Origin of the sequence: Flavobacterium anhuiense (genome assembly GCF_050990855.1) — a bacterium.
In the GTDB taxonomy this organism is placed as follows: Bacteria; Bacteroidota; Bacteroidia; order Flavobacteriales; family Flavobacteriaceae; genus Flavobacterium; species Flavobacterium anhuiense_C.
Genome location: NZ_CP158861.1, coordinates 1195640 through 1217054, shown reverse-complemented (window position 1 = coordinate 1217054; position 21415 = coordinate 1195640). Strand labels below are relative to the sequence as shown.

Sequence of the window (21415 nt, the reverse complement as noted above, 5' to 3'; positions counted from 1 at the left end):
TTGTTATGATTTATTTTTTCTTTTTTGAAGCTGTCGCTGCTTCTTCTACTTTAGGTAAGATATTTTTCTCCACATACTGCTGTGTCTTAATACTCTGCAATGTTTGATTAAGTATTGTAGTCGGATTAAAACTAGGTGGGAAAGAACGAGGTGGATACTCTTTAAATGATTCTGCAAAAACAAATACATCGTTCATTGCGCCATAAACAGATCCTACGTGATTAATTAACCAATCCCAATAAGTGTTTGAAGTAAAATCAGCTCGCTCATATGGATCTTGATACAAATTAAATATTTTTTGAAGACGAAGTTCTGTAAAAGGCTCTGCCCAAACTCCCATAGTTCCTGCCAAACGTTGTTCTGCAAAAACATATTTGTAATCGCCTACGCGAAGACCAACTAACAATCCATCATCATCAGAATAGAAGAATTTGTCTCTATGGCTTTTTCCTCCTTTTAATATATCGGTTTGGTCAAAACCATCCAAATGTACTTTATAGTTTTTGCCATTTGCGCTATATCCTTTTAAAAGTTTATTTATAATGTCTGGCTCACCAGCGATCGAAGCAAAAGTAGGAATCCAATCGTTGTGGCTCATTAATTCTGTAGTTATAGTTCCTGGTTTAATGTGGCCTGGCCATCTTACAATACAAGGAACACGAAAAGCCCCCTCCCAGTTTGTATTTTTCTCAGAACGGAATGATGTCATAGCCCCATCTGGCCATGTATTCATGTGAGGACCATTATCTGTAGAATATACTACGATTGTATTATCAGCAATTCCTAAATCGTCAAGCGCTTTTAAAATGCTTCCGATAGTCTCATCATGCTCAATCATACCATCAATATATTCGCTATCTCCGTGAGTATATCTTCCTCTATGCTCTTTTCTAACGTGCGTACGAAGGTGCATACGAGTCGCGTTGAACCAGCAGAAAAATGGTTTGCCTGCTGCATTTTGTCTTTTAATAAAGTCTATGGCTGCTGCAGAAGTTTCATCATCTACCGTTTCCATTCTTTTTTTAGTAAGCGCTCCTGTATCTTCAATTTTTTGTTTTCCAATTTTACCAAAACGTGGATCTGTAGTTGGATCATCAACATTTGTTGCTGTACATTTTAAAACTCCTCTTGGACCAAATTTCTTTACATATTCTGGATCTTTTGGATAATCTGGCAATTCTGGCTCTTCTTCTGCATTCAGGTGATAAAGATTTCCAAAAAATTCATCAAAACCATTTACTGTTGGCAAGCTTTCGTTTCTATCACCAACGTGATTTTTACCAAATTGCCCTGTCGCATAACCCAAACTTTTCATGATTCCTCCTACTGAAGGGTCTAACTGGCTCATCCCCATTGGCGCACCAGGAAAACCTACTTTTGTAAGCCCTGTACGAATACCATGCTGTCCTGTTAAAAATGCAGCACGTCCTGCAGTACAGCTTTGTTCTCCATAATAGTGTAGAAATCGCATTCCTTCATTTGCTAAACGATCAATATTGGGTGTAGTATATCCCATAAGTCCGTCACTATAAGCGCTAATATTAGTGATTCCAATATCATCGCCCCAAAGCACCAAAATATTTGGCTTTTTTTGCGCCGTAACAGAAACTCCAGAAAAAAATAGTAACGCTAATACCTGTATGGTATTTATAAATCCGCATTTTAATTTGATTTGTTTCATGATAAAAAAATTCGTTAATGATTCTTGTTTATTATATGAGTCTGTAAAATCCAAAAAAACAAATGGGAAAATGGTAAGCTTTCAAAAAAATACTTTCAATTGAGGTTGCATCTTTTTGATGTGTTTCAAATTCATTTTATCTAAAAAATTGAAACAGAATATTTTTAACTTTTTATTAAGTAATCTCAAAATTAACTAATAATTGAGCGAACAATAGTATTTATTCGGCATGAGCTTGTTTCATTTTATAAAATGAAACAAGAAAATTGGAGAATTTGCACCAAAATGTTTCATTTTACAAAATGAAACATACCAAAATAGCAGAAAATTAAGCAGTTAAATTTTTATCCAGAAAATGCAAAAAAAGAGGTGTAAAGTACGAAGTCTCCTTTTTTTGAGTAGCTATTTGCCAAGATTTTAATTAAATGAAACCAAAAAATCTATGTTTAACGCTAAAATATTGTCAGATTATCGTCAAAAGTAAACGTTAAAATGCGCTTAAAAAGACTAAAAAACTATTAGCAAAATAATTTGATTTTTATAAAAAGGCTTTAAAAACAAAAAAGCCGCTTAAAAAAATTAAGCGGCCTTTAAAATTATTTGAAGAAAATGTTACTCGATTTCAGAAACTCTCATCGTGTTAACCATTCCTTTATCTTTAATTGGCATTGCAGCAAGGTTGATCAAATAATCTCCTTTTTGTGCATAACCTTTATTAACTGCAATTTGATTTACATCTGTTACAGTATCATCTGTACTTTCTTCATTATCATAGTAGAAAGATTTTACTCCCCATAATAAATTCAATTGTGTTAAGATTCTTCTGTTTGAAGTAAATACTAAAATATGTGCCGTTGAAGGTCTCCAAGCTGAAATTTGGAAAGCTGTATAACCGCTGTTTGTTAAAGTACAGATTGCTTTAGCTTCAATTTCGTTAGCTAATAAAGCTGCTTGGTGACAAACTGTTTTAGTAACAAAACGTTTTGTTTTAATTTGTGGTGTATTTTGAGGAACTTGAATAAGTGGTGAGTTCTCAACAGCCTCACAAATTTGTGCCATTCTCTGAATTACTTGAACTGGGTAATTTCCAGTTGCAGTTTCTCCAGACAACATTACAGCATCGGCACCGTCCATTACAGAGTTTGCAACGTCGTTTACTTCTGCTCTTGTTGGAGTTAAACTTGTAATCATTGTTTCCATCATTTGTGTCGCAACGATAACCGGAATTCTAGCTGTTTTAGCTCTTCTGATCAAATCTTTTTGTACCAATGGAACTTCGTGAGCAGGAAGCTCAACACCAAGGTCTCCACGAGCCACCATTAAACCATCGCAATAAGCTACAATTTTATCCATGTTCTCAAGAGCTTCTGGCATTTCAATTTTAGCAACAATTGGAATTTTATATTCAGAATGTTTAGCGATTAATTCTTGTAAATCTTGTAAATCGCGAGGAGTTTTCACAAATGAAAGTGCGATCCAGTCTACTTTTTGCTCGATTGCGAAAATCGCATCAGCAATATCTTTTTCTGTTAAAGCTGGCAAAGAAATTTTAGTGTTTGGAAGATTAACTCCTTTTTTAGATTTTAATTCTCCACCTTGAATAACTCTAGCAACAACTTCTGTTTTTTTATCTGTAGAAACAATTTCGAAAATAAGTTTACCATCATCAAGCAAGATACGCTCTCCTGGATTAACATCATTTGGGAAATTTTGATATTTCATGAACACTCTTTTTGATGTTCCAATAATATCTTCAGCAGTTGTAAAAGTGATTTCATCCCCATCATGAACAACAGTTCCTTCTTCCATTACACCAACTCTAAGTTTTGGTCCTTGCAAATCTCCTAAGATTGCTGTAGTGTAACCAAACTCTTCGTTTAATCCTCTAATGATATCGATTTTTTCTTTTACTCCTTCGTAATCTGCATGCGAAAAATTGATTCTAAACACATTAACCCCAGCATCGATCATATCTTTAATGATCTCTCTTGTACTACAAGCGGGCCCAAGTGTAGCAACAATTTTGGTTTTCTTGTTTGTTAGCATTTTTTTTAAAAAATTAGATTGTTTTTTGATTTTATTTTGTCTGTATCAACGGCATAAATAGCCGCAATACTTTCTATTGTGTTTAATTTTTGTTGAATTTCTGAAAAATTAAGCGCCTCTTCGCTATTATCAATTTTCAGGAAAAAATCGACTTTTTTAAATTCAGGAAGTAAATGAATTGTTGTCGAAACCTCACTTGTTTCATTAGAAAACAAATTCTGGAAATCATTTGTACTCACAGAAATGATTTCATTTTTATTCTGAATTAAATTCCAGGAAACAGCTTTTTCTTCATCATAATAATAGAATCTTGAAAAATTTGCTTCACCTTCCTTAGTTTGAGCATGGATCTCGTTTTTGCTCTTACTTAAGTTGATCGGAAGGATTTTATTGATAAAATAGGCCAATCTATAATCTTCTAATGAAGTATGAATTGCCATTAAATAATAATCAATTTCGTCAAATTCGTCTAAATCCAATTTATGAATAGCCATGTCTTGAAAAATCAAGTTGTAAATATACTATTTCTAAACGGAGCATCAACAGTTATGACATGCTTGTTTTGTTAAATTATAAACGAAAACGTTGTAGCCTTGTGATAGTTACAACATTTTTGCAGCTATTTCTTGTCAATTTTTTCTTGAAATGCAAAATAAGCTCTTTGCGATGCTTTTTCTTCTGCTTTCTTTTTTGAGGTTGCACGCGCTCTTGCGACAACTTTATCATCAATACTCAATTTGACACCAAATAAACGCTGGCCATCTATACCATTATCCTCAAAAATGTCATAATGAAAAACTCTTTTTTCTTTCTGACACCATTCGATAACAAGACTTTTATAACTTATCACTTTTCCTTCTAGTCGAGCAATATCGACATAAGGAGTAACTACTCTTTTCTGGATGAATTTCTCGCAAAAAGAATAGCCTTTATCTAAATAAATTGCTCCAATTAGAGATTCAAAAATATTACCGTGAATGTTTTCTCCAAAGTGCTGAATTGGCACTTTACTTTCTACAAACTGCACTAAATTTAAATCCTTTCCTAACTCATTCAAATGTTCACGGCTCACAATTTTTGAACGCATTTTGGTCAAATAACCTTCGTCGCCATTTGGAGCTTTATTAAACAAATGTGCAGCAATAACGGCACTTAACATAGCATCTCCTAAAAATTCTAAGCGTTCATAATTAATAGGATGCCCATTCTGATCTAGTTTATTTGAAGAACGATGTGTGAAAGCTCTTCGATAAAAATCAACATTTGTAGGCGGAAAACCAAGAATTTTCTGAATAGTGTCAAAAAAAATCCCGTCTTCTAGAGAACGGGATTTAGAAAATATTTTTTTGATAATATTCATATACAGAAAATTAATCAGCTAGTTTTTTAAACAATACACAAGCATTGTGTCCACCAAAACCAAATGTATTACTCATAGCAACATTTACTTCTCTTTTTTGAGGTGTGTTTAGAGTAAGGTTCAAAGATGGATCAATGTTTTCGTCAACAACAGTATGGTTAATCGTTGGAGGCACAATTCCGTGTTGCATTGCCAAGATAGAAGCAATAGCTTCAATAGCTCCAGCAGCACCAAGTAAGTGTCCTGTCATCGATTTTGTAGAGTTGATGTTGATGTTTTTAGCATGATCGCCAAAAACAGCACTAATTGCTTTTAACTCAGCAACATCCCCTAATGGAGTAGATGTTCCATGCGTATTGATATGATCCACTTGATCAGGGCTCATTCCAGCATCTCTTAATGTGTTTTCCATTACTGCAATAACCCCAATTCCTTCTGGATGTGGTGCAGTTAAATGGTAGGCATCAGACGACATACCGCCACCGCCGATTTCGCAATAAATTTTTGCTCCTCTAGCTTTAGCATGCTCGTATTCTTCAAGAACTAAAGCTCCTGCTCCTTCTCCTAAAACGAAACCATCTCTGGTTGCATCAAAAGGTCTTGAAGCTGTTTCTGGACTTTCATTTCTTGTAGACAATGCGTGCATTGAGCTAAATCCTCCCATACCAGCAATTGTAACAGCAGCTTCAGAACCACCAGAAACAATAACGTCGCACATTCCTAAACGGATGTAATTGAAAGCATCGATTAACGCATTTGCAGAAGATGCACAAGCAGAAACCGTTGTATAGTTTGGTCCCATATACCCGTTACGCATCGAAATATGCGCAGGAGCGATATCGGCAATCATTTTAGGAATAAAGAAAGGATTGAACTTTGGAGTTCCATCACCTTTTGCATAATACAATACTTCATCTTGGAAAGTTTCTAAACCTCCAATTCCTGCTCCCCAGATAACACCAACTCTTTGTTTGTTTACGTTATCATTTGTGATTCCGGCATCTTTAATAGCTTCATCACTCGCAGCAATTGCATATTGTGCAAATTTATCTAATCTACGAGATTCCTTGCGATCCATATAATCTTCAATATTGAAGTTTTTTACTTCGCAGGCAAATTTCGTTTTGTGTTTCTCGGTATCATAATATGTGATCGGAGCGGCTCCGCTAACCCCATTCACAAGTGCATTCCAATATTCTTGGATATTATTCCCAATAGGAGTAAGTGCACCTAATCCTGTTACAACAACTCGCCTTAATGCCATAAATATGTATTTTGTACTTTAAACAAATAAAACCCACGCTTTCTTAACTTATTGTTATTTAAGAGCCATGGGAATTACAATAAAATATATCTTGTTTGATTGAAAATCAATCGAAATTTAAAATTTAAAAAAAAATAATAACACCCGATTTATAAAAATTCCAATTTTTCAAAAAACAAATCCCAATTTGGAATTTGGACATTTAAATTTGGAATTTTTAAAATTCGGGTGTGGTATTATTATTTTTTTGCTTCTTCGATATAAGAAATAGCTTGACCAACAGTAGCAATGTTTTCTGCTTGATCGTCTGGAATTTGAATATCAAATTCTTTTTCGAATTCCATAATAAGCTCAACAGTGTCTAATGAGTCAGCTCCTAAATCATTAGTGAAGCTTGCTTCTGTTACAACTTCGTTTTCGTCAACACCTAATTTGTCTACGATAATCGCTTTTACTCTTGATGCAATGTCTGACATAATCTTTAATTTTAGAATTTAATTTGTTGGCAAAAATAAAAAACTTTATTTTAAAACCATGATTTAGTTAATAAATGTAACACTAATTTATAAAATTAATTTCAAGAAAGGTCTTTTAAAGCTATTTATTTTCGATTTTTATTCCGTTTTTTGCAGTCTTAAAACACACAGCTTTATGAAAAAAATTATCGTTTTCGCCTCAGGATCAGGAACTAACGCAGAGAACATTATAAAATATTTTTCGAACACTGAAATTGCAAGGGTCGTTTCGGTCTTTACAAATAATGCTTCGGCAAAAGTGATTGAAAGAGCAAAAAATCATCAAATTCCCGTTGAAATCTTCTCAAAAAACGAACTTTTAGAAAGAAATGTATTACAAAAAGTACAAGAAATCGACCCGGATTTAATAATCTTAGCTGGTTTTTTACTCAAATTTCCAGAAACCATAATCGAGCAATATCCGAATAAAATAATTAACATCCATCCTGCTCTTTTGCCCAACTATGGAGGTAAAGGAATGTACGGAATGCACATACACAGAGCAATTGTAAATAATAAGGAGAAAGAAACAGGAATCTCGATTCATTATGTTAACGAAAACTATGATGAAGGTGCAATTATCTTTCAAGCAAACGTGGCGCTAACTGATGAAGACACTCCAGAAACAGTTGCAGAGAAGATTCATGAATTGGAACAAAAACATTTTCCGGAAATTATTCACAGATTATTAGATGCAAATTCTAAATAATTAATTCCCGCCCCCGATAGCTATCGGGACTAAAATCTGAAATCTACTATCTAAAATAATTAAATGTCTCACGAAGTACATATATATACAGACGGCGCCGCAAAAGGAAATCCAGGAAATGGCGGCTATGGAGTCGTAATGGAATTGGTTGGAACGCCACATAAAAAAGAATTTTACGAAGGTTTTCGTTTGACTACTAACAATAGAATGGAGCTTTTGGCTGTAATTGTAGGTCTAGAAAAACTGAAAAAGCCTAACATGAGAGTTCTTGTGGTTTCAGATTCTAAATACGTGGTCGATTCTGTAGAAAAAAAATGGGTTTTTGGCTGGGAGAAAAAAGGATATAAGGATAAAAAAAATCCTGACTTATGGAAACGCTTTTTAATAGCCTACCGCAAACACCAAGTCGATTTTAAATGGATTAAAGGCCACAACAACCATCCACAAAACGAACGCTGCGATCAATTGGCCGTTATGGCATCCATGCAGCCGAAACTTTCTGTAGATGTTTATTACGAAACTATCGGTTCAAAAGAATAAAAAAAAACGCATCAAATAACTAATTGATGCGTTTTCTGTTTTTACTTTCTTACTTTTCTTCCTCTGCCTTATCTAGATCCTTAGCTGTTCCAAATCCGATTAACAATCCTACTCCCGCCATTATGAAAATGATTGAAGGATAAACCGCTCCATCATTCAACGATGTATAAGTGGTAATTAATAAAGCAATGAAAATTCCTAAACCACTTCCTATTAATAAAAAGGCAATATTTACAACAAAGATTTTCCATGCCGGAGCTCCTTTCCCTTTTCCTTGAATAAATATACTCGCATCTACTCCTTTTTCAATAAGCGCCAGACGCTCTCTGTTTCGTGTTGAATAAATTAAATAAAAGATCCCGAAGATCATTAAGAAAAGGCTAATTGGAATTAAAATTTTTTCGTCCATGATATTTTATGTTTTTAATTGATTGATATATTCCATAGGACGACACTTTATAAATTGAGGTTACAGATTATGGTGAAAAAAATTAGAAAATTAGAAAATTTGCCAATTAGGAGATCAAAAAACCACTGATAATCAATTAATTTTAAACATATCTTTTTTCATACTCGCTAGCTTTGACAAAGTTTAAAACTTTGCTAAAGTTGAATCCCCATTTCTTTACGATATATTATTTCGATCAAAGGGAGAAAATTGGATTTGAATCATAAAGGAATTTTAAACTCAGTATTTTCTAATTTTCTAATTTTCTAATTTTCTAATTTTCTAATTATTAATTTATTTTTCAAATTTTTGTAACCTAAACCAACACCTTGTCGTCCTATATAATATGAGTGCAATACATGATCAACATTATATCGATAAAATTCTGCAGGGCGACACCAATGCGTTTGCTGTTCTTGTGGATCGTTATAAGGATATGATCTTTACTTTAGCTCTAAAAATGGTTAAAAACCGAGAAGAAGCTGAAGAAGTTGCACAAGACACATTTATAAAGATTTATAGTTCGCTCACAAAATTTAAAGGAGAATCTAAATTTTCGACTTGGATTTATAAAATTGCCTATAATACTTGTCTGGACAGATTAAAGAAAAACAAAAAAGAAGATTTAAATATTTCTATTGATGAATTTTCGTCTCATTTAGTTAAAACAATGGACAATGCATTGAGCGCATTAGAAGAAAATGAGCGAAAACAAACCATTCAGAAATGCTTGAATTTATTACCAAGTGACGAAAACTTCCTTTTAACCTTATTTTATTTTGATGATCAGAATTTAGAGGAAATTGGAAAAATCATGAATATTTCGGCCAATAATGCGAAAGTGAAATTATTTAGGAGCCGACAGAAATTAGCTGTAATTTTGAGACAGCAGTTAGAACCAGAAATAATAGAATGTTATGAAATCGGCAAGATTCCAAAACAAAAACAAAATGAAGAGTGCCGATAACATATTCCATTAAAAAACAAATATTATATTCGTATGAAAGAGAGCGATAAAAATATAGAACAACTTATTGATAAAATGATGGCTGAAGAAAAACTGCAGTCACCATCAATAGATTTTACTTCGAAAATTATGGCAAATGTTCAGATTTTAGAAGAGAAAAAACGGATTGCATATAAACCTTTAATTTCAAAACCTGTTTGGATTGTTATCGGGATGGCTGCAGCTATCTTGGTTATTTATGTTTCTCTTTTTTCAGTTCCAGAAAGCAACATCGAAATTGACAAAATCGGAAAATTATATTCTAACAAAGTTTCTACCGCTTTTTCAGGAATTCATTTCTCTAAAAATATCTTTTATGCCATTTTAATTGTTCCAGTAATGATACTAGTTCAAGTTGGACTTTTGAAGAATTATTTTGACAAGAAGTATCAGCTGTAAAATAATCGCAATGTTTTTTCAAAAAATTTGCACTTTAAATCTAAAAAACATATTTTAAACCTTACAAAAAATAAATTTTAACCGATTCATTTACAATAGTTTTCCTTCGAAATCGTTGTCATTTTTTTAAGAAAATTTTGAGAACCTAAACCGTTGCAAGATTGTAACTTATGAAGTATCTTTGCACCCTAATTCGAAATTCATAAAATGAATAAACTATTGATTGTTGGAACAGTTGCTTTCGACGCGATTGAAACTCCTTTCGGAAAAACAGATAAAATTTTAGGTGGTGCTGCAACCTACATCGGATTATCAGCGTCATTTTTTAACTTGCAATCGGCCATTGTTTCTGTAGTTGGCGACGATTTTCCTCAAGAACATTTAGATTTATTGACTTCAAAAAATATTGATATCTCTGGTATCGAAATTGTAAAAGGCGGAAAAACCTTTTTCTGGAGCGGTTTATACCACAACGACCTAAATTCTAGAGATACTTTAGTTACTGAATTGAACGTTTTGGCAGATTTTCAGCCGAAAGTTCCTCAAAACTATAAAGATGCTGATGTGGTAATGTTAGGAAACTTACACCCATTAGTACAAAGCAGTGTTTTAGATCAATTAGAGAAAAAACCAAAATTAGTGGTTTTAGACACCATGAACTTTTGGATGGACTGCGCTCTTCCAGAATTATTAGACGTTATTAAACGTGTAGATGTTATCACAATCAATGACGAAGAAGCAAGACAACTTTCTGGTGAATATTCATTAGTAAAAGCGGCTGCGAAAATCCAAGATATGGGACCAAAATATGTGGTGATCAAAAAAGGAGAGCACGGAGCACTTTTATTCCACAACAGAGAAGTATTCTTTGCACCAGCTTTACCTTTAGAAGATGTTTTTGATCCAACAGGAGCAGGAGATACTTTCGCAGGTGGTTTCTCTGGATTTATTGCGCAAAGCGAAAACATTTCGTTTGGCAACATGAAAAACGCAATTATTTACGGTTCAAATTTAGCTTCGTTCTGCGTAGAGAAATTTGGAACTGAAAGGATGGAAACATTAAGCAAAGCCGAGGTGGCGATTCGATTACAGCAATTTAAATCGTTAACTCAGTTTGACATAGAAATATAATGCCTAAGAGCCTCGCTAAAACGGGGCTTTTTTATTACGTTAATACACACAACTTACAACAACACACAAATAACAAAAAAACAATGAGCGACGCTTTAAAACACGAATGTGGGATAGCTTTAGTTAGACTACTTAAACCGCTTGAATATTATAAAGAAAAATACGGAACTGCGTTCTACGGAATCCAAAAGATGTATTTAATGATGGAAAAACAGCATAACCGCGGTCAAGACGGAGCTGGTTTTGCAAGCATCAAATTGGATGTTGATCCAGGACAGCGCTACATTAGCAGAGTTCGTTCTAATCACGCACAGCCAATACAAGACGTTTTTAAACAAATCAACGAACGCATCAGCGAAGAGTTGAAAGCACAGCCAGAACTTGGTGATGATATGAAAGAATTAAAAGCAAACATTCCTTATGTAGGAGAATTGTTTTTAGGTCACGTTCGTTACGGAACTTTTGGAAAAAACAGCATCGAAAGTGTTCACCCATTTTTACGTCAAAGTAACTGGATGCACCGTAACTTGATTTTGGCAGGAAACTTTAACATGACGAATGTTAAAGAACTTTTCGAAAATTTGGTTGAATTAGGTCAGCACCCAAAAGAAATGGCGGACACTGTTACCGTAATGGAAAAAATTGGCCACTTCTTAGATAAAGAAGTTATGCAATTATACCAAGACTGCAAAGCTGAAGGATATTCAAAAAGAGAGGCATCTCCAGTAATTGCAGAGCGCTTGGATATTGCGAAAATCTTAGCTCGTTCGGCTAAAAACTTAGATGGAGGTTACGCAATGGCTGGTCTATTAGGTCATGGTGATGCTTTTGTATTTAGAGATCCAGCAGGAATTCGTCCAGCATATTTTTATCAAGATGACGAAGTGGTAGTTGTGGCTTCTGAAAGGCCAGTTATTCAAACGGTATTTAATGTTCCTTTTGAAAGCGTTCAAGAAATAGACCCAGGAAACGCTTTGATTATCAAGAAAAACGGAAAAGTTACGATGAATCAAATCTTGGAACCAACCGTTAAAAAAGCATGTTCATTCGAAAGAATTTATTTCTCTAGAGGAAGTGATGCTGAAATCTATCAAGAACGTAAAGATTTAGGTAAATTAATTTTACCAGCAGTTCTTAAAGCAATTGACAGCGATACAGACAACACTGTTTTCTCTTATATCCCAAATACAGCAGAAACTTCATTTTATGGTTTAGTTGAAGCTGCTCAAGATTTCTTGAATCAGAGAAAAAACAATTATATTCTAGAAAATAGAAATACGCTTACTGCAGAAACGCTTCAAGAACTTTTATCTGTAAAAATACGTACAGAGAAAGTAGCAATTAAAGACGCTAAACTTAGAACTTTTATTACTGAAGACAGCAGCCGTGATGATTTGGTAGCTCACGTTTACGACGTTACTTATGGTGTAATTAAACCAGAAGACAACTTGGTAATTATTGACGATAGTATTGTTCGTGGTACTACATTGAAAATGAGCATCATTAAAATGATGGATCGTTTAAAACCAAAACGCATCGTGATTGTTTCATCTGCACCACAAATTCGTTACCCAGATTGTTACGGAATTGATATGGCAAAACTAGAAGGTTTAGTTGCCTTTAGAGCAGCACTTGCTTTATTGAAAGAAAGAAACTTATACCATATCGTAGATGAAGTTTATGCTAAATGTAAAGCTCAAGAAAATTTCCTGGATAAAGATGTTGTAAACTATGTAACAGAAATTTACGATCAATTTACAGATGAGGAAATCTCAGATAAAATTGCAGAAATGTTAAGCTCACCAGAAATCAATGCTGAAGTAAAAATCATCTTCCAAACGGTTGACGATCTGCATAAAGCTTGTCCTAAAAATTTAGGAGATTGGTACTTTACAGGAGACTACCCAACTCCAGGTGGAAATCGAGTTGTGAATCGTGCTTTCATGAATTTTTATGAAGGAAAAGACGCTCGAGCTTATTAATAAAATACTAACAAAAGGTTAAATTGTGCATTTCATCGGTTTTTTTTGCCGTTCATCCTATTTCTTTGGTGAAATTGAAAAGCTACAATACTTTTGGAATACCATAACATTAGTAGGTTAAGTTTATGGTAGATTTGGGGCAAAAAGGGTGGAAGCAATTCCACCTTTTTTATTGGAATTAACTCAACCAATTTACAAACAGTCGATTATATCTCTTAATCGGATTTACTTACCTTTCATCTGAATTTTTTTCTTTACAATAATAACCATCATACATTTACTAGACCATAACATTAGTAGGTTAGTTTATGGTAGATTTGGGGCAAAAAAGGTGGAAGCAATTCCACCTTTTTTATTTACATTACAAATACCTGTAAATCAATTAGTTAAATGCTAGTTATCGGATATAATTGCGTTTAATCTAAAAAATTTTATTTATACAAATGCCTGCCATACATTTACTGAACCATAACATTAGTAGGTTAGTTTATGGTAGATTTGGGGCAAAAAAGGCGGAGTAAAATCCGCCTTTTTTATTGAAATAAATTCACAACTGCAAAAAACACACCTTATACGTCTTTAAACGGATATTGTTGCTTTTCATCCGAAAAGTTTCTGTTCAAAAAATATCCGCCATACCTTTACAAGACCATAACATTAGTAGGTTAAGTTTATGGTAGATTTGGGGCAAAAAAGGTGGAAGCAATTCCACCTTTTTTATTTTCTTTTTTTAAGAAGATAGAATAAAGAGAAAAGATATTTTATAAAAACAAAAAAAGACGGATAACTTAAAGCTATCCGTCTTTTTTCTATACTCTTTATTCTATTTCCTCTTAACTATTTGTCTAAAGCAAATCTTCTAGCAACTTCTGTCCAGTTAATTACACTGAAGAAAGCCTCAATATAATCAGGTCTTCTGTTTTGGTAGTTTAAGTAGTAAGCGTGCTCCCAAACATCCATTCCTAAGATTGGAGTTCCACCGTGACCAGCAACTTCTGGCATTAATGGATTATCTTGATTTGGTGTACCTACAACTTCTAATTTTCCACCTTTTTGAACTGTTAACCAAGCCCATCCAGAACCGAATTGTGTAGCTCCAGCTTTAGCAAATTTTGCTTTAAATTCTTCGAATGATCCGAAAGAAGACTCAATTGCAGCTAATAAATCACCTGTTGGTAATCCTCCTCCGTTTGGAGACATTACAGTCCAGAATAAATTGTGGTTGTAAAAACCTCCACCATTGTTACGAACTGCTGCGTTAGATTTATCTAAGTTGATTAAGATATTCTCGATCGTTTTTCCTTCTAAATCTGTTCCAGCGATTGCTGCATTAAGATTGGTAGTATACGCATTGTGATGCTTTGTATGGTGGATTTCCATTGTACGTGCATCAATATGTGGTTCTAATGCATCGTATGCATAAGGTAATTGTGGTAATTCAAAAGCCATGGTATTATGATTTTTATGGTTTATAATAATTTATTCCAAATTTAGACATTTAACTTTGGAATTGAAAATACTATTTCGTTATAATTGAATTTAATTAACTGATAATTTACGTTTTTATTACATAAACAACTGAAAATCTTTATTTTCCATTAAAAGTCGTCATTGTGTTTTCCAAACCGGCTGTTCCGAAAGTTCTAATTATTTCTGCTGAGATTTCGAAACGTTCTGGTAGTTTTGCTTCCTCTTCGGCATTCCATTCTCCTAAAACATAATCTACCTGCTGTCCTTTTTTAAATTGATCGCTGATACCAAATCTGTATCGGGTATAGTTTTGTGTATTTAAAACCAAATTGATGTTTTTAAGTCCGTTGTGTCCGCCGTCACTCCCTTTTGGTTTGATTCGGATAGTTCCAAATGACAGGTTTAAATCGTCTGTAATGACCAAAATATTCTCTAGCGGAATATTTTCTTTATCCATCCAATATTTCACCGCTTTTCCGCTTAGATTCATGTAAGTGTTTGGCTTTAAAAGAAAAAACGTTCTCCCTTTAAATTTATATTCTGCCATTGAACCTAATTTTACGGTTTCGAATGAAAGACCTTCTTTTTTGGCTAAAAAGTCAAGTATTTTAAATCCGATGTTATGTCTGGTGTTTACGTATTCGGCTCCGATATTTCCTAAACCTACAATTAAGTATTTCTTCATGTTATCTATGTTCTCTTCTTTTGATGTTGATGAAAACAGTTTTGTTATCCATTTTATCATTTGACAAAAGTAAGGTTAATTAGGGAATTAGAAAATGTGTCAATTAGATTATTTCCTGCTGGCTGCTATTTAACCGCAATCCCGATAGCGATCGAGAGAAAAGGTTTTACACAGAGAACGCAAAGATCTTAAAAGTCATCGTTTAAGACGTAGACACTAAAAAAGTTCGCAAAGCTTGATTTGAACATAGCTTTGCGAACTTAATATTTAGATATTGCTTGCGCTCCAAATTAAAATGTCTTAGCGTGCTTTGCGTTAAAAAAACACTTAGAATCTCAGAAACTTAACATCTTAGCCACTTAGCACCTCAAAAAAAAAAGCCCCAATCGTAAGATTGAGGCTTTTTGTATAGAGTGAAAAAAAATTATTTTTTCTTTCCTTTTGCAGGAGCTTTTGCAGCTTTTGCAGCCTCTTGAGCAGCTTTCATAGCAGCACGAGAGATTCTCACTTGACAAACAACTGTGTTGTCTGGGTGCATAATTTTGTACTCTGGTTTTCCAACTTTAGTAACGTATAATTTGTTACCCATTTCAAGTGGAGTGATGTCAGCTTCAACGAAATCAGGAAGATTTGCTGGTAAAGCTTTAACTTTTAATTTACGTTGGTTTAAACGTAAAACACCTCCCGCAAGAACACCTTTAGATGTACCAACGATTTTCACAGGAACTTCCATTGTGATTTCTTTATCATCAAATAATTGGAAGAAGTCGATGTGTAAAATTTTGTCAGTTACTGGGTGAACTTGGATATCTTGCAAAATTGCATTGAATGATTTTCCTTTTCCAAGCTCAATCACAACTGTGTGTGCATTTGGAGTGTAAACCAAGTTTTTGAACGCTGCAGCGTCTGCTGAGAAGTGTACTGCTTGATTTCCTCCGTATAACACGCAAGGAACCGCTCCAGCATTACGTAAGGCTTTAGTTGACACTTTGCCCACGCTTTCTCTTTCTGATCCTTTAATTGTAATCGATTTCATTTGTAAAAAAAATATAGTTATTAATATAAATATTCTAATTTTTAGCGTAGTGAGATTGCTTTGTTCTTCGCAATGACTACATTATAAATTTTCCACTGATGGAATTGTTGTGGTGAACCATTTGCATTACCTCAGCAAATAAAGGCGCGCAGCTTACCACTTTTATTTTCTTTGATTCTCTCTTTAACGGAATAGAATCTGTTACGATTAATTCTGTTAGTTTCGAGTTTTCAATTTTCTCATACGCACCGCCAGATAAAATAGCGTGTGTACAAATTGCTCTTACGCTTAGCGCTCCTTTTTCGATCATTAGGTCTGCCGCTTTCGCTAAAGTTCCTCCTGTATCGATCATATCGTCTACTAAGATTACGTTACGTCCTTTTACTTCACCAATAAGCTCCATAGTATCGATAACGTTGGCTGCTTTTCTTTGTTTGTAACAGATTACTACATCTGATTCTAAAAACTTAGAGTAAGCATATGCTCTTTTTGAACCTCCCATATCTGGAGATGCAATGGTTAGATTTTCTAAATTTAAACTTTCTACGTATGGTAAAAAGATGGTAGATGCAAATAAATGATCTACTGGTTTTTCAAAGAATCCTTGAATTTGATCTGCGTGCAAATCCATTGTCATGATTCTTGTTGCTCCTGCAGCAGTTAATAGGTTTGCTACTAACTTTGCTCCAATCGGAACTCTTGGTTTGTCTTTTCTATCTTGTCTTGCCCAACCAAAATAAGGCATAACAGCTGTAATGTGTCTTGCTGATGCACGTTTTGCTGCATCAATCATTAACAACAATTCCATCAGATTATCTGCACTTGGAAAAGTTGAACATACGATAAAAACTCGTAAACCTCTTATTGACTCTTCGTAAGACGGCTGAAATTCACCGTCACTATACGTTGACATCGTTACTTTTCCTAACGGAATCCCGTAGTCTTTTGCAATTTTTTCTGCAAGATAAACACTTTGTGAACAAGCAAAAATTTTAGCTTCTGGTTCTAGGTGCGACATTGTAATGTGTTGTTTTATTCCGTTACATTTAATAGAATTTTACTCTATCATTTCTGTAAAGCTCAATACGCTTAAATGTCTCGGATGTAGTTAGTTGTGTGTGCTTCGTTTTAACGAGCTGCAAATTTATAAAATTTATTGAAGACTGAAAGCAAAAAATTAAGTATTTTTATTAGAATGTTTAATTTTATTTTTTACATTTGCACCGTGTTAAAGGAATGACATCATTTATGACTTCATTCTATTGCGTTAAAATAATCGCTTTTGATTGTTTTTTCGTCTGCTACGCCCGGATGGCGGAATTGGTAGACGCGCTGGTCTCAAACACCTGTGGGAAACCGTGCCGGTTCGACTCCGGCTCCGGGTACTTAAAAAGTCTGTAATCACTTGTTTATCAAGGGCTACAGGCTTTTTTTTATGCGAGTTGCCAAACCATTGCCAAACATTTTCGAAAACACGTAAATAATTGACAAAACTTCCCATTTAGACTTCAAGATTTTTGGGCAATCAATCGCGCGTGCGTATTGTTTTTATTTTGATGTAATTCATACACGCGATGAGATAGGGAGATATTTTGAAAAAACTTGATTAATCAAATTTACAAGCAAAACAGATAGCTGAGTACAATCATTTAAAATTATTAATGATTCTCAAAACGGTAAGATTACGGTTAGGGTAAACAATAAAAAAAACCGCTCATTTCTGAACGGTTACCTTTTTTTAAATCATTAATAAACTCTCTATTGTTCCTGAGGGGAAACTATCAGCAATTTTAATTTTATCATTTAACTTCTTATAACGTTTTGTTTCTTTACCATTATAATGCGTTTTAAAGTACTTTTTATAACGTTCCTCATAAACCTCATCAGAAAGATAGCAAGCATCAAATAATTTATGTAATTCTCGATTTTTTTTACTCTCCAATTGTTTAGAATACATTAACCCCTTAAAAGCATCACGATGCAAAAAATAAGATCCATGTAAATACAACTTTCGACAATACTTTTTTGTTTTTGGGCAAACAAAATAAAAAATCTCTCCTTTACTTAAATTAGAAGGCTTGCTTATAATTTTAATTTTATAGTTTATTGGTTCGCCATTAGATTTATAGTCTAAGACAATGAAGGCATTAAAACCATTATTAATCATTTCAATTCCGACACTTGAATGTTTATGTCCATTCTTACTCCAAGTTATCGTACCCGATTTTGTATCAACAAAATTTAAATAACCCCACTCTTTTAATTTTGTGATTGATATGGTCAAGCAATCATCAATTGTTTTTGGATAAGTAGCGCAACGTCCCATAGATAATAACCTAAATTATTAAGGAATAATAGACCGTAAAGCTAATGCTTTTTTTGATAAAATGACCCACGTTACGCCTTATATTTAACTAGTGTCCAATAAAAAAAGCGTACCGAAATGGAACGCTTTTTTATTAATTTTAAAACTATTTTTAAAAAATTATTTTTGCTTATAATGAAGTCTTATTTTTCTATTTTTTTTCTAAGATATAAGTATTTTCAACAGTAAATACGCCGTTCCAACCAAAAGACAATGCTGTGGAACTTATAATTACATAATTATTATTTAAATACCCATCTAATACATTTTTAATTGTTATCATGTTCTTAGGAATACCAGTTGTATTGTGTTTTTCTAACTCAATAGTTTTTAAATCTCCATTTTCATTTACAATATGTAAACTTCGTTCAATCGAAGCAAATGATCCATAAGTTTCTACTGCTTTTATCATAACTGAATTTGATTTACCTGTTTGAGCAAAACAATTTATAGAAAGGAACAGAAGTACTATTATTTTTTTCATATTAAAATTATTATTTATTACCAATTTGATTCTTGTTCTAATGGACTTCTAATTATAGATTCAATAACACTAATGTTTTTGGGCAATTCTATATTTACAAAATCCTTTATTTCTGTCCATTTCCTATTTCTATATTTTAGATAATTTTTTTCTTCATGTGGATATACGGCATCGTTAGTAATTTCATCCATTGATATTCCCATTCCTTTATGAAAAATAGAATTTAAAATTATTTTAGCTCTACCATCTTTAAAATAAACGTTGGCATTATAACTAATTATTCCGTTCGCACTATTCATAAACTCTGCTTTATTATAACTCAATTCTTGCTTAAATTTTATCACTCCAAGACTTTTATCAGATTGAATAATATTTTTATTGAATTTATCTTGACCTCCCAAAAACTCTATAAGCTTACTATTTAGACGCTCAAATAAAATTTCTTTTGAATATGTACTATCTAAATAAATGACTTTTTCAAAAACCAGCGATTGAGAAAAACATTTAAAGGAAATTAACCCCAAAATCATTATTATTTTTAGTTTCATTTTTTATAAGTTTATTAATCTACACAAGATATTTTATAAATTCATTTCAATCGTCAATTAAAACAAAATTGAATTAATTACAATCTAATTTATCGACTTGTCTTTTATAGTCAGATTCTATTTTATCAATACAAGCTTTTGAGCCATTACAATTTTGCCATCCTTGCGAACGCAATTTTTCAAGTTTTGACATTTCTTCGTTGCAATCCGTTTTTGAACAAGAGGACAAGACAATTATACACAACAATAAAAGTAATTTTTTCATTTCCATTTTTTCATTTAATTACAATATTAATTTATTAAAATCCCTTTCAAATACGGTTTACCATAATTGAAAAATATTTCCGCTCAAATATAAAGAAATCGAGGACATTAAAGTCCTCTAATAAAAAATAAATCTTGTGACTTTTGAATATGGAGATTTCAAAGGATCATTTTATTATAAATTTCGGTGTCCACGTTAGACAATTGCGTGAAAAAAATAATATGTCTCAACAAGATTTAGCCAATGACTGCAATATATCTAAAAGACAAATAGGAAGAATCGAAAGAGGAGAAATCAACACAACTTTAAAAACAATCGTAATTATCGCTAATGCTTTGCAAGTTGAACCTAAAGAGTTATTGAATTTTTCTATGAAGCAATAATATTTAAACTTAGACTTACCCTAATATTACCCTATGTCTAAATAAGTATTTCATTCTTATTACTTTGCTAAATTTTATTCTCTATTATTGATTTCAAAACTATCCTTTTTGACAATATAATTAAACTGTCAATTTGGATAGCTTAAGAATTTAAAAAATCAATTTTTTTTGCCATAATTTCGGCGATCTGATTTTTCACATCTTCAGAATGACTTGCAACAATTTTATCTAATTGCCCTCTATGGCTTGTAAAATTCTTTTTTTGATTGTTTGAGAGCAACCCAGTCCAATAATTAGGGTTTGCATATTCACGCACTCTATTTTTTAATTTTGTATCTAAAGTGTCAATTTGGATAGTCTCATCAAAAAACAAAACATTTTTCCAATCATTTAATAAATCACTTTTAAAGTTATGCAAGCCATAATTAATCAAATCTTGCAAACTGTAAATTCCTTTTTTATTCAGTTTTTCCATTTTTGTAAATTTAATTTCAAACCTCAGTATTTCATTATCAATTTTAATTTCTTTTGATCTGTAATGTAGAGCCTTATTGTAAATCTTGATTATGTATTGAGAGTGCTGTACTTGTTTATATTTTCCTTCATCTGAATTTTTTTGAAATTCGAAAGGTTTAGTCTTATGCAAAAAACAATTATCTAAAATCTCATTAGTTGGTATTGGCGGTGTGATATTAATTCCTATTTCTAAACACTTCAAAGTACATTGATCAGCATTAATATTAAAATTGTCTTTTAAGTCTTTTAAAACAGCATTAAGAGCCTCATTATTGAAATCATTATAATTATGTAATCCTGCATTCCAGTACTTATGCAAACTTCCTGCAACTGTTATGGTTCCGGTATCATAAATTTTAAATTCCAAACCCAGATAATAAGCAACTTTTGAAGGTGTTACTTTATTACCATACTTATTGATTGTTTTAATTTCACCAGTAGCTAGGTTAATAATATTAAAAAAATTTAACAGAGGATTTGCTTCCAGAATTGAAGGATTCAGATTCTTAACTATTATTTTAATAAAATCTATCAATTGAGTATCTTTACTGCGGTTTCCGCGATGCCTGTTGAAACTAAACT

At 32.9% G+C, this 21415-nt stretch carries 23 protein-coding genes and 1 tRNA gene; 8 read left to right on the top strand and 16 right to left on the bottom strand.

The features are described from left to right. Nucleotides 1-10: 10 nt before the first annotated feature. From ABTV69_RS05565 to ABTV69_RS05540, 6 genes are all read right to left on the bottom strand, one after another. Nucleotides 11-1681, bottom strand: coding sequence for an arylsulfatase (locus tag ABTV69_RS05565; RefSeq protein ID WP_433834659.1), 1671 nt, complete (start codon nt 1679-1681; stop codon nt 11-13). Between the two features lie 612 nt (nt 1682-2293). Beyond that, the gene (gene pyk / locus ABTV69_RS05560) at nt 2294-3727 is read right to left on the bottom strand and encodes a pyruvate kinase (RefSeq protein WP_433834658.1); all 1434 of its coding nucleotides are present in this window, start codon (nt 3725-3727) and stop codon (nt 2294-2296) included. A gap of 5 nt (nt 3728-3732) precedes the next feature. Further along, nucleotides 3733-4221, bottom strand: coding sequence for an IPExxxVDY family protein (locus ABTV69_RS05555; protein ID WP_095930692.1), 489 nt, complete (start codon nt 4219-4221; stop codon nt 3733-3735). Between the two features lie 125 nt (nt 4222-4346). Next, nucleotides 4347-5087, bottom strand: a complete 741-nt coding sequence (rnc, locus tag ABTV69_RS05550; RefSeq protein WP_095930691.1) for a ribonuclease III — start codon at nt 5085-5087, stop codon at nt 4347-4349. A gap of 10 nt (nt 5088-5097) precedes the next feature. Further along, complete coding sequence (fabF, locus tag ABTV69_RS05545) at nt 5098-6351, bottom strand: beta-ketoacyl-ACP synthase II (RefSeq protein ID WP_433834657.1); 1254 nt, start codon at nt 6349-6351, stop codon at nt 5098-5100. A 239-nt stretch (nt 6352-6590) separates the two neighbouring features. Continuing rightward, nucleotides 6591-6827 (bottom strand): acyl carrier protein, encoded by a 237-nt coding sequence (locus tag ABTV69_RS05540; protein ID WP_007137004.1) that lies wholly within the window; start codon nt 6825-6827, stop codon nt 6591-6593. Between the two features lie 175 nt (nt 6828-7002). Here ABTV69_RS05540 and purN point away from each other — a divergent pair, with 175 nt between their 5' ends. Together purN and rnhA are read left to right on the top strand one after the other, a co-directional pair. Then, nucleotides 7003-7575, top strand: a complete 573-nt coding sequence (gene purN, locus ABTV69_RS05535; RefSeq protein ID WP_433834656.1) for a phosphoribosylglycinamide formyltransferase — start codon at nt 7003-7005, stop codon at nt 7573-7575. A gap of 63 nt (nt 7576-7638) precedes the next feature. Then, nucleotides 7639-8115 (top strand): ribonuclease HI, encoded by a 477-nt coding sequence (gene rnhA / locus ABTV69_RS05530; RefSeq protein WP_433834655.1) that lies wholly within the window; start codon nt 7639-7641, stop codon nt 8113-8115. A gap of 49 nt (nt 8116-8164) precedes the next feature. On the opposite strand, the gene ABTV69_RS05525 is transcribed toward rnhA, so the two are convergent. Further along, on the bottom strand, nt 8165-8524 hold the full coding sequence (locus ABTV69_RS05525) for a DUF6249 domain-containing protein (protein WP_433834654.1): 360 nt from the start codon (nt 8522-8524) through the stop codon (nt 8165-8167). Nucleotides 8525-8909: 385 nt separating this feature from the next. On the opposite strand from ABTV69_RS05525, the gene ABTV69_RS05520 reads away from it, so the two are divergent. The 4 genes from ABTV69_RS05520 (at nt 8910) to ABTV69_RS05505 (ending at nt 13081) form a co-directional block, all read left to right on the top strand. Further along, complete coding sequence (locus ABTV69_RS05520) at nt 8910-9530, top strand: RNA polymerase sigma factor (RefSeq protein ID WP_433834653.1); 621 nt, start codon at nt 8910-8912, stop codon at nt 9528-9530. A gap of 33 nt (nt 9531-9563) precedes the next feature. Continuing rightward, on the top strand, nt 9564-9968 hold the full coding sequence (locus tag ABTV69_RS05515; RefSeq protein ID WP_433834652.1) for a hypothetical protein: 405 nt from the start codon (nt 9564-9566) through the stop codon (nt 9966-9968). Nucleotides 9969-10175: 207 nt separating this feature from the next. Next, nucleotides 10176-11099, top strand: a complete 924-nt coding sequence (locus ABTV69_RS05510; RefSeq protein ID WP_223706767.1) for a PfkB family carbohydrate kinase — start codon at nt 10176-10178, stop codon at nt 11097-11099. A gap of 83 nt (nt 11100-11182) precedes the next feature. Continuing rightward, complete coding sequence (locus tag ABTV69_RS05505; protein WP_433834651.1) at nt 11183-13081, top strand: amidophosphoribosyltransferase; 1899 nt, start codon at nt 11183-11185, stop codon at nt 13079-13081. Between the two features lie 837 nt (nt 13082-13918). Here ABTV69_RS05505 and ABTV69_RS05500 read toward each other — a convergent pair. The 4 genes from ABTV69_RS05500 to ABTV69_RS05485 form a co-directional block, all read right to left on the bottom strand. Next, nucleotides 13919-14530 (bottom strand): superoxide dismutase, encoded by a 612-nt coding sequence (locus tag ABTV69_RS05500; protein ID WP_012023214.1) that lies wholly within the window; start codon nt 14528-14530, stop codon nt 13919-13921. Nucleotides 14531-14669: 139 nt separating this feature from the next. Further along, on the bottom strand, nt 14670-15296 hold the full coding sequence (gene pth, locus ABTV69_RS05495) for an aminoacyl-tRNA hydrolase (protein WP_433834650.1): 627 nt from the start codon (nt 15294-15296) through the stop codon (nt 14670-14672). Between the two features lie 364 nt (nt 15297-15660). Then, nucleotides 15661-16272 carry a 50S ribosomal protein L25/general stress protein Ctc gene (locus ABTV69_RS05490; protein WP_026727205.1) on the bottom strand — a complete coding sequence of 204 codons (612 nt, stop codon included), beginning with the start codon at nt 16270-16272 and terminating at the stop codon, nt 15661-15663. Between the two features lie 76 nt (nt 16273-16348). Continuing rightward, the gene (locus ABTV69_RS05485) at nt 16349-17290 is read right to left on the bottom strand and encodes a ribose-phosphate pyrophosphokinase (protein ID WP_008465976.1); all 942 of its coding nucleotides are present in this window, start codon (nt 17288-17290) and stop codon (nt 16349-16351) included. A 287-nt stretch (nt 17291-17577) separates the two neighbouring features. Here ABTV69_RS05485 and ABTV69_RS05480 point away from each other — a divergent pair. After that, nucleotides 17578-17657 (top strand) — tRNA-Leu (locus tag ABTV69_RS05480). A gap of 353 nt (nt 17658-18010) precedes the next feature. On the opposite strand, the gene ABTV69_RS05475 is transcribed toward ABTV69_RS05480, so the two are convergent. The 4 genes from ABTV69_RS05475 to ABTV69_RS05460 all read right to left on the bottom strand — a co-directional run bounded on the left by ABTV69_RS05475 (nt 18011) and on the right by ABTV69_RS05460 (nt 19934). Then, nucleotides 18011-18598 carry a hypothetical protein gene (locus ABTV69_RS05475; RefSeq protein ID WP_433834649.1) on the bottom strand — a complete coding sequence of 196 codons (588 nt, stop codon included), beginning with the start codon at nt 18596-18598 and terminating at the stop codon, nt 18011-18013. A gap of 190 nt (nt 18599-18788) precedes the next feature. Next, entirely contained in the window at nt 18789-19121 is a 333-nt protein-coding gene (locus ABTV69_RS05470; RefSeq protein ID WP_433834648.1) for a hypothetical protein, read from the bottom strand. Nucleotides 19122-19138: 17 nt separating this feature from the next. Continuing rightward, nucleotides 19139-19669, bottom strand: coding sequence for a DUF4468 domain-containing protein (locus ABTV69_RS05465; protein WP_433834647.1), 531 nt, complete (start codon nt 19667-19669; stop codon nt 19139-19141). 73 nt (nt 19670-19742) lie between these two features. After that, nucleotides 19743-19934 carry a hypothetical protein gene (locus tag ABTV69_RS05460; RefSeq protein ID WP_433834646.1) on the bottom strand — a complete coding sequence of 64 codons (192 nt, stop codon included), beginning with the start codon at nt 19932-19934 and terminating at the stop codon, nt 19743-19745. 149 nt (nt 19935-20083) lie between these two features. On the opposite strand from ABTV69_RS05460, the gene ABTV69_RS05455 reads away from it, so the two are divergent. Next, nucleotides 20084-20317, top strand: a complete 234-nt coding sequence (locus tag ABTV69_RS05455) for a helix-turn-helix domain-containing protein (RefSeq protein ID WP_433834645.1) — start codon at nt 20084-20086, stop codon at nt 20315-20317. Between the two features lie 142 nt (nt 20318-20459). On the opposite strand, the gene ABTV69_RS05450 is transcribed toward ABTV69_RS05455, so the two are convergent. Continuing rightward, entirely contained in the window at nt 20460-21368 is a 909-nt protein-coding gene (locus ABTV69_RS05450; protein ID WP_433834644.1) for a hypothetical protein, read from the bottom strand. Between the last annotated feature and the right edge of the window lie 47 nt (nt 21369-21415).

What these genes read in the sequence shown, in the direction of transcription:
- ABTV69_RS05565 (WP_433834659.1), bottom strand. Translation starts at nt 1,681, where the DNA reads ATGAAACAAATCAAATTAAAATGCGGATTTATAAATACCATACAGGTA.
- pyk (WP_433834658.1), bottom strand. Translation starts at nt 3,727, where the DNA reads ATGCTAACAAACAAGAAAACCAAAATTGTTGCTACACTTGGGCCCGCT.
- ABTV69_RS05555 (WP_095930692.1), bottom strand. Translation starts at nt 4,221, where the DNA reads ATGGCTATTCATAAATTGGATTTAGACGAATTTGACGAAATTGATTAT.
- rnc (WP_095930691.1), bottom strand. Translation starts at nt 5,087, where the DNA reads ATGAATATTATCAAAAAAATATTTTCTAAATCCCGTTCTCTAGAAGAC.
- fabF (WP_433834657.1), bottom strand. Translation starts at nt 6,351, where the DNA reads ATGGCATTAAGGCGAGTTGTTGTAACAGGATTAGGTGCACTTACTCCT.
- ABTV69_RS05540 (WP_007137004.1), bottom strand. Translation starts at nt 6,827, where the DNA reads ATGTCAGACATTGCATCAAGAGTAAAAGCGATTATCGTAGACAAATTA.
- purN (WP_433834656.1), top strand. Translation starts at nt 7,003, where the DNA reads ATGAAAAAAATTATCGTTTTCGCCTCAGGATCAGGAACTAACGCAGAG.
- rnhA (WP_433834655.1), top strand. Translation starts at nt 7,639, where the DNA reads ATGTCTCACGAAGTACATATATATACAGACGGCGCCGCAAAAGGAAAT.
- ABTV69_RS05525 (WP_433834654.1), bottom strand. Translation starts at nt 8,524, where the DNA reads ATGGACGAAAAAATTTTAATTCCAATTAGCCTTTTCTTAATGATCTTC.
- ABTV69_RS05520 (WP_433834653.1), top strand. Translation starts at nt 8,910, where the DNA reads ATGAGTGCAATACATGATCAACATTATATCGATAAAATTCTGCAGGGC.
- ABTV69_RS05515 (WP_433834652.1), top strand. Translation starts at nt 9,564, where the DNA reads ATGAAAGAGAGCGATAAAAATATAGAACAACTTATTGATAAAATGATG.
- ABTV69_RS05510 (WP_223706767.1), top strand. Translation starts at nt 10,176, where the DNA reads ATGAATAAACTATTGATTGTTGGAACAGTTGCTTTCGACGCGATTGAA.
- ABTV69_RS05505 (WP_433834651.1), top strand. Translation starts at nt 11,183, where the DNA reads ATGAGCGACGCTTTAAAACACGAATGTGGGATAGCTTTAGTTAGACTA.
- ABTV69_RS05500 (WP_012023214.1), bottom strand. Translation starts at nt 14,530, where the DNA reads ATGGCTTTTGAATTACCACAATTACCTTATGCATACGATGCATTAGAA.
- pth (WP_433834650.1), bottom strand. Translation starts at nt 15,296, where the DNA reads ATGATAAAATGGATAACAAAACTGTTTTCATCAACATCAAAAGAAGAG.
- ABTV69_RS05490 (WP_026727205.1), bottom strand. Translation starts at nt 16,272, where the DNA reads ATGAAATCGATTACAATTAAAGGATCAGAAAGAGAAAGCGTGGGCAAA.
- ABTV69_RS05485 (WP_008465976.1), bottom strand. Translation starts at nt 17,290, where the DNA reads ATGTCGCACCTAGAACCAGAAGCTAAAATTTTTGCTTGTTCACAAAGT.
- ABTV69_RS05475 (WP_433834649.1), bottom strand. Translation starts at nt 18,598, where the DNA reads ATGGGACGTTGCGCTACTTATCCAAAAACAATTGATGATTGCTTGACC.
- ABTV69_RS05470 (WP_433834648.1), bottom strand. Translation starts at nt 19,121, where the DNA reads ATGAAAAAAATAATAGTACTTCTGTTCCTTTCTATAAATTGTTTTGCT.
- ABTV69_RS05465 (WP_433834647.1), bottom strand. Translation starts at nt 19,669, where the DNA reads ATGAAACTAAAAATAATAATGATTTTGGGGTTAATTTCCTTTAAATGT.
- ABTV69_RS05460 (WP_433834646.1), bottom strand. Translation starts at nt 19,934, where the DNA reads ATGAAAAAATTACTTTTATTGTTGTGTATAATTGTCTTGTCCTCTTGT.
- ABTV69_RS05455 (WP_433834645.1), top strand. Translation starts at nt 20,084, where the DNA reads ATGGAGATTTCAAAGGATCATTTTATTATAAATTTCGGTGTCCACGTT.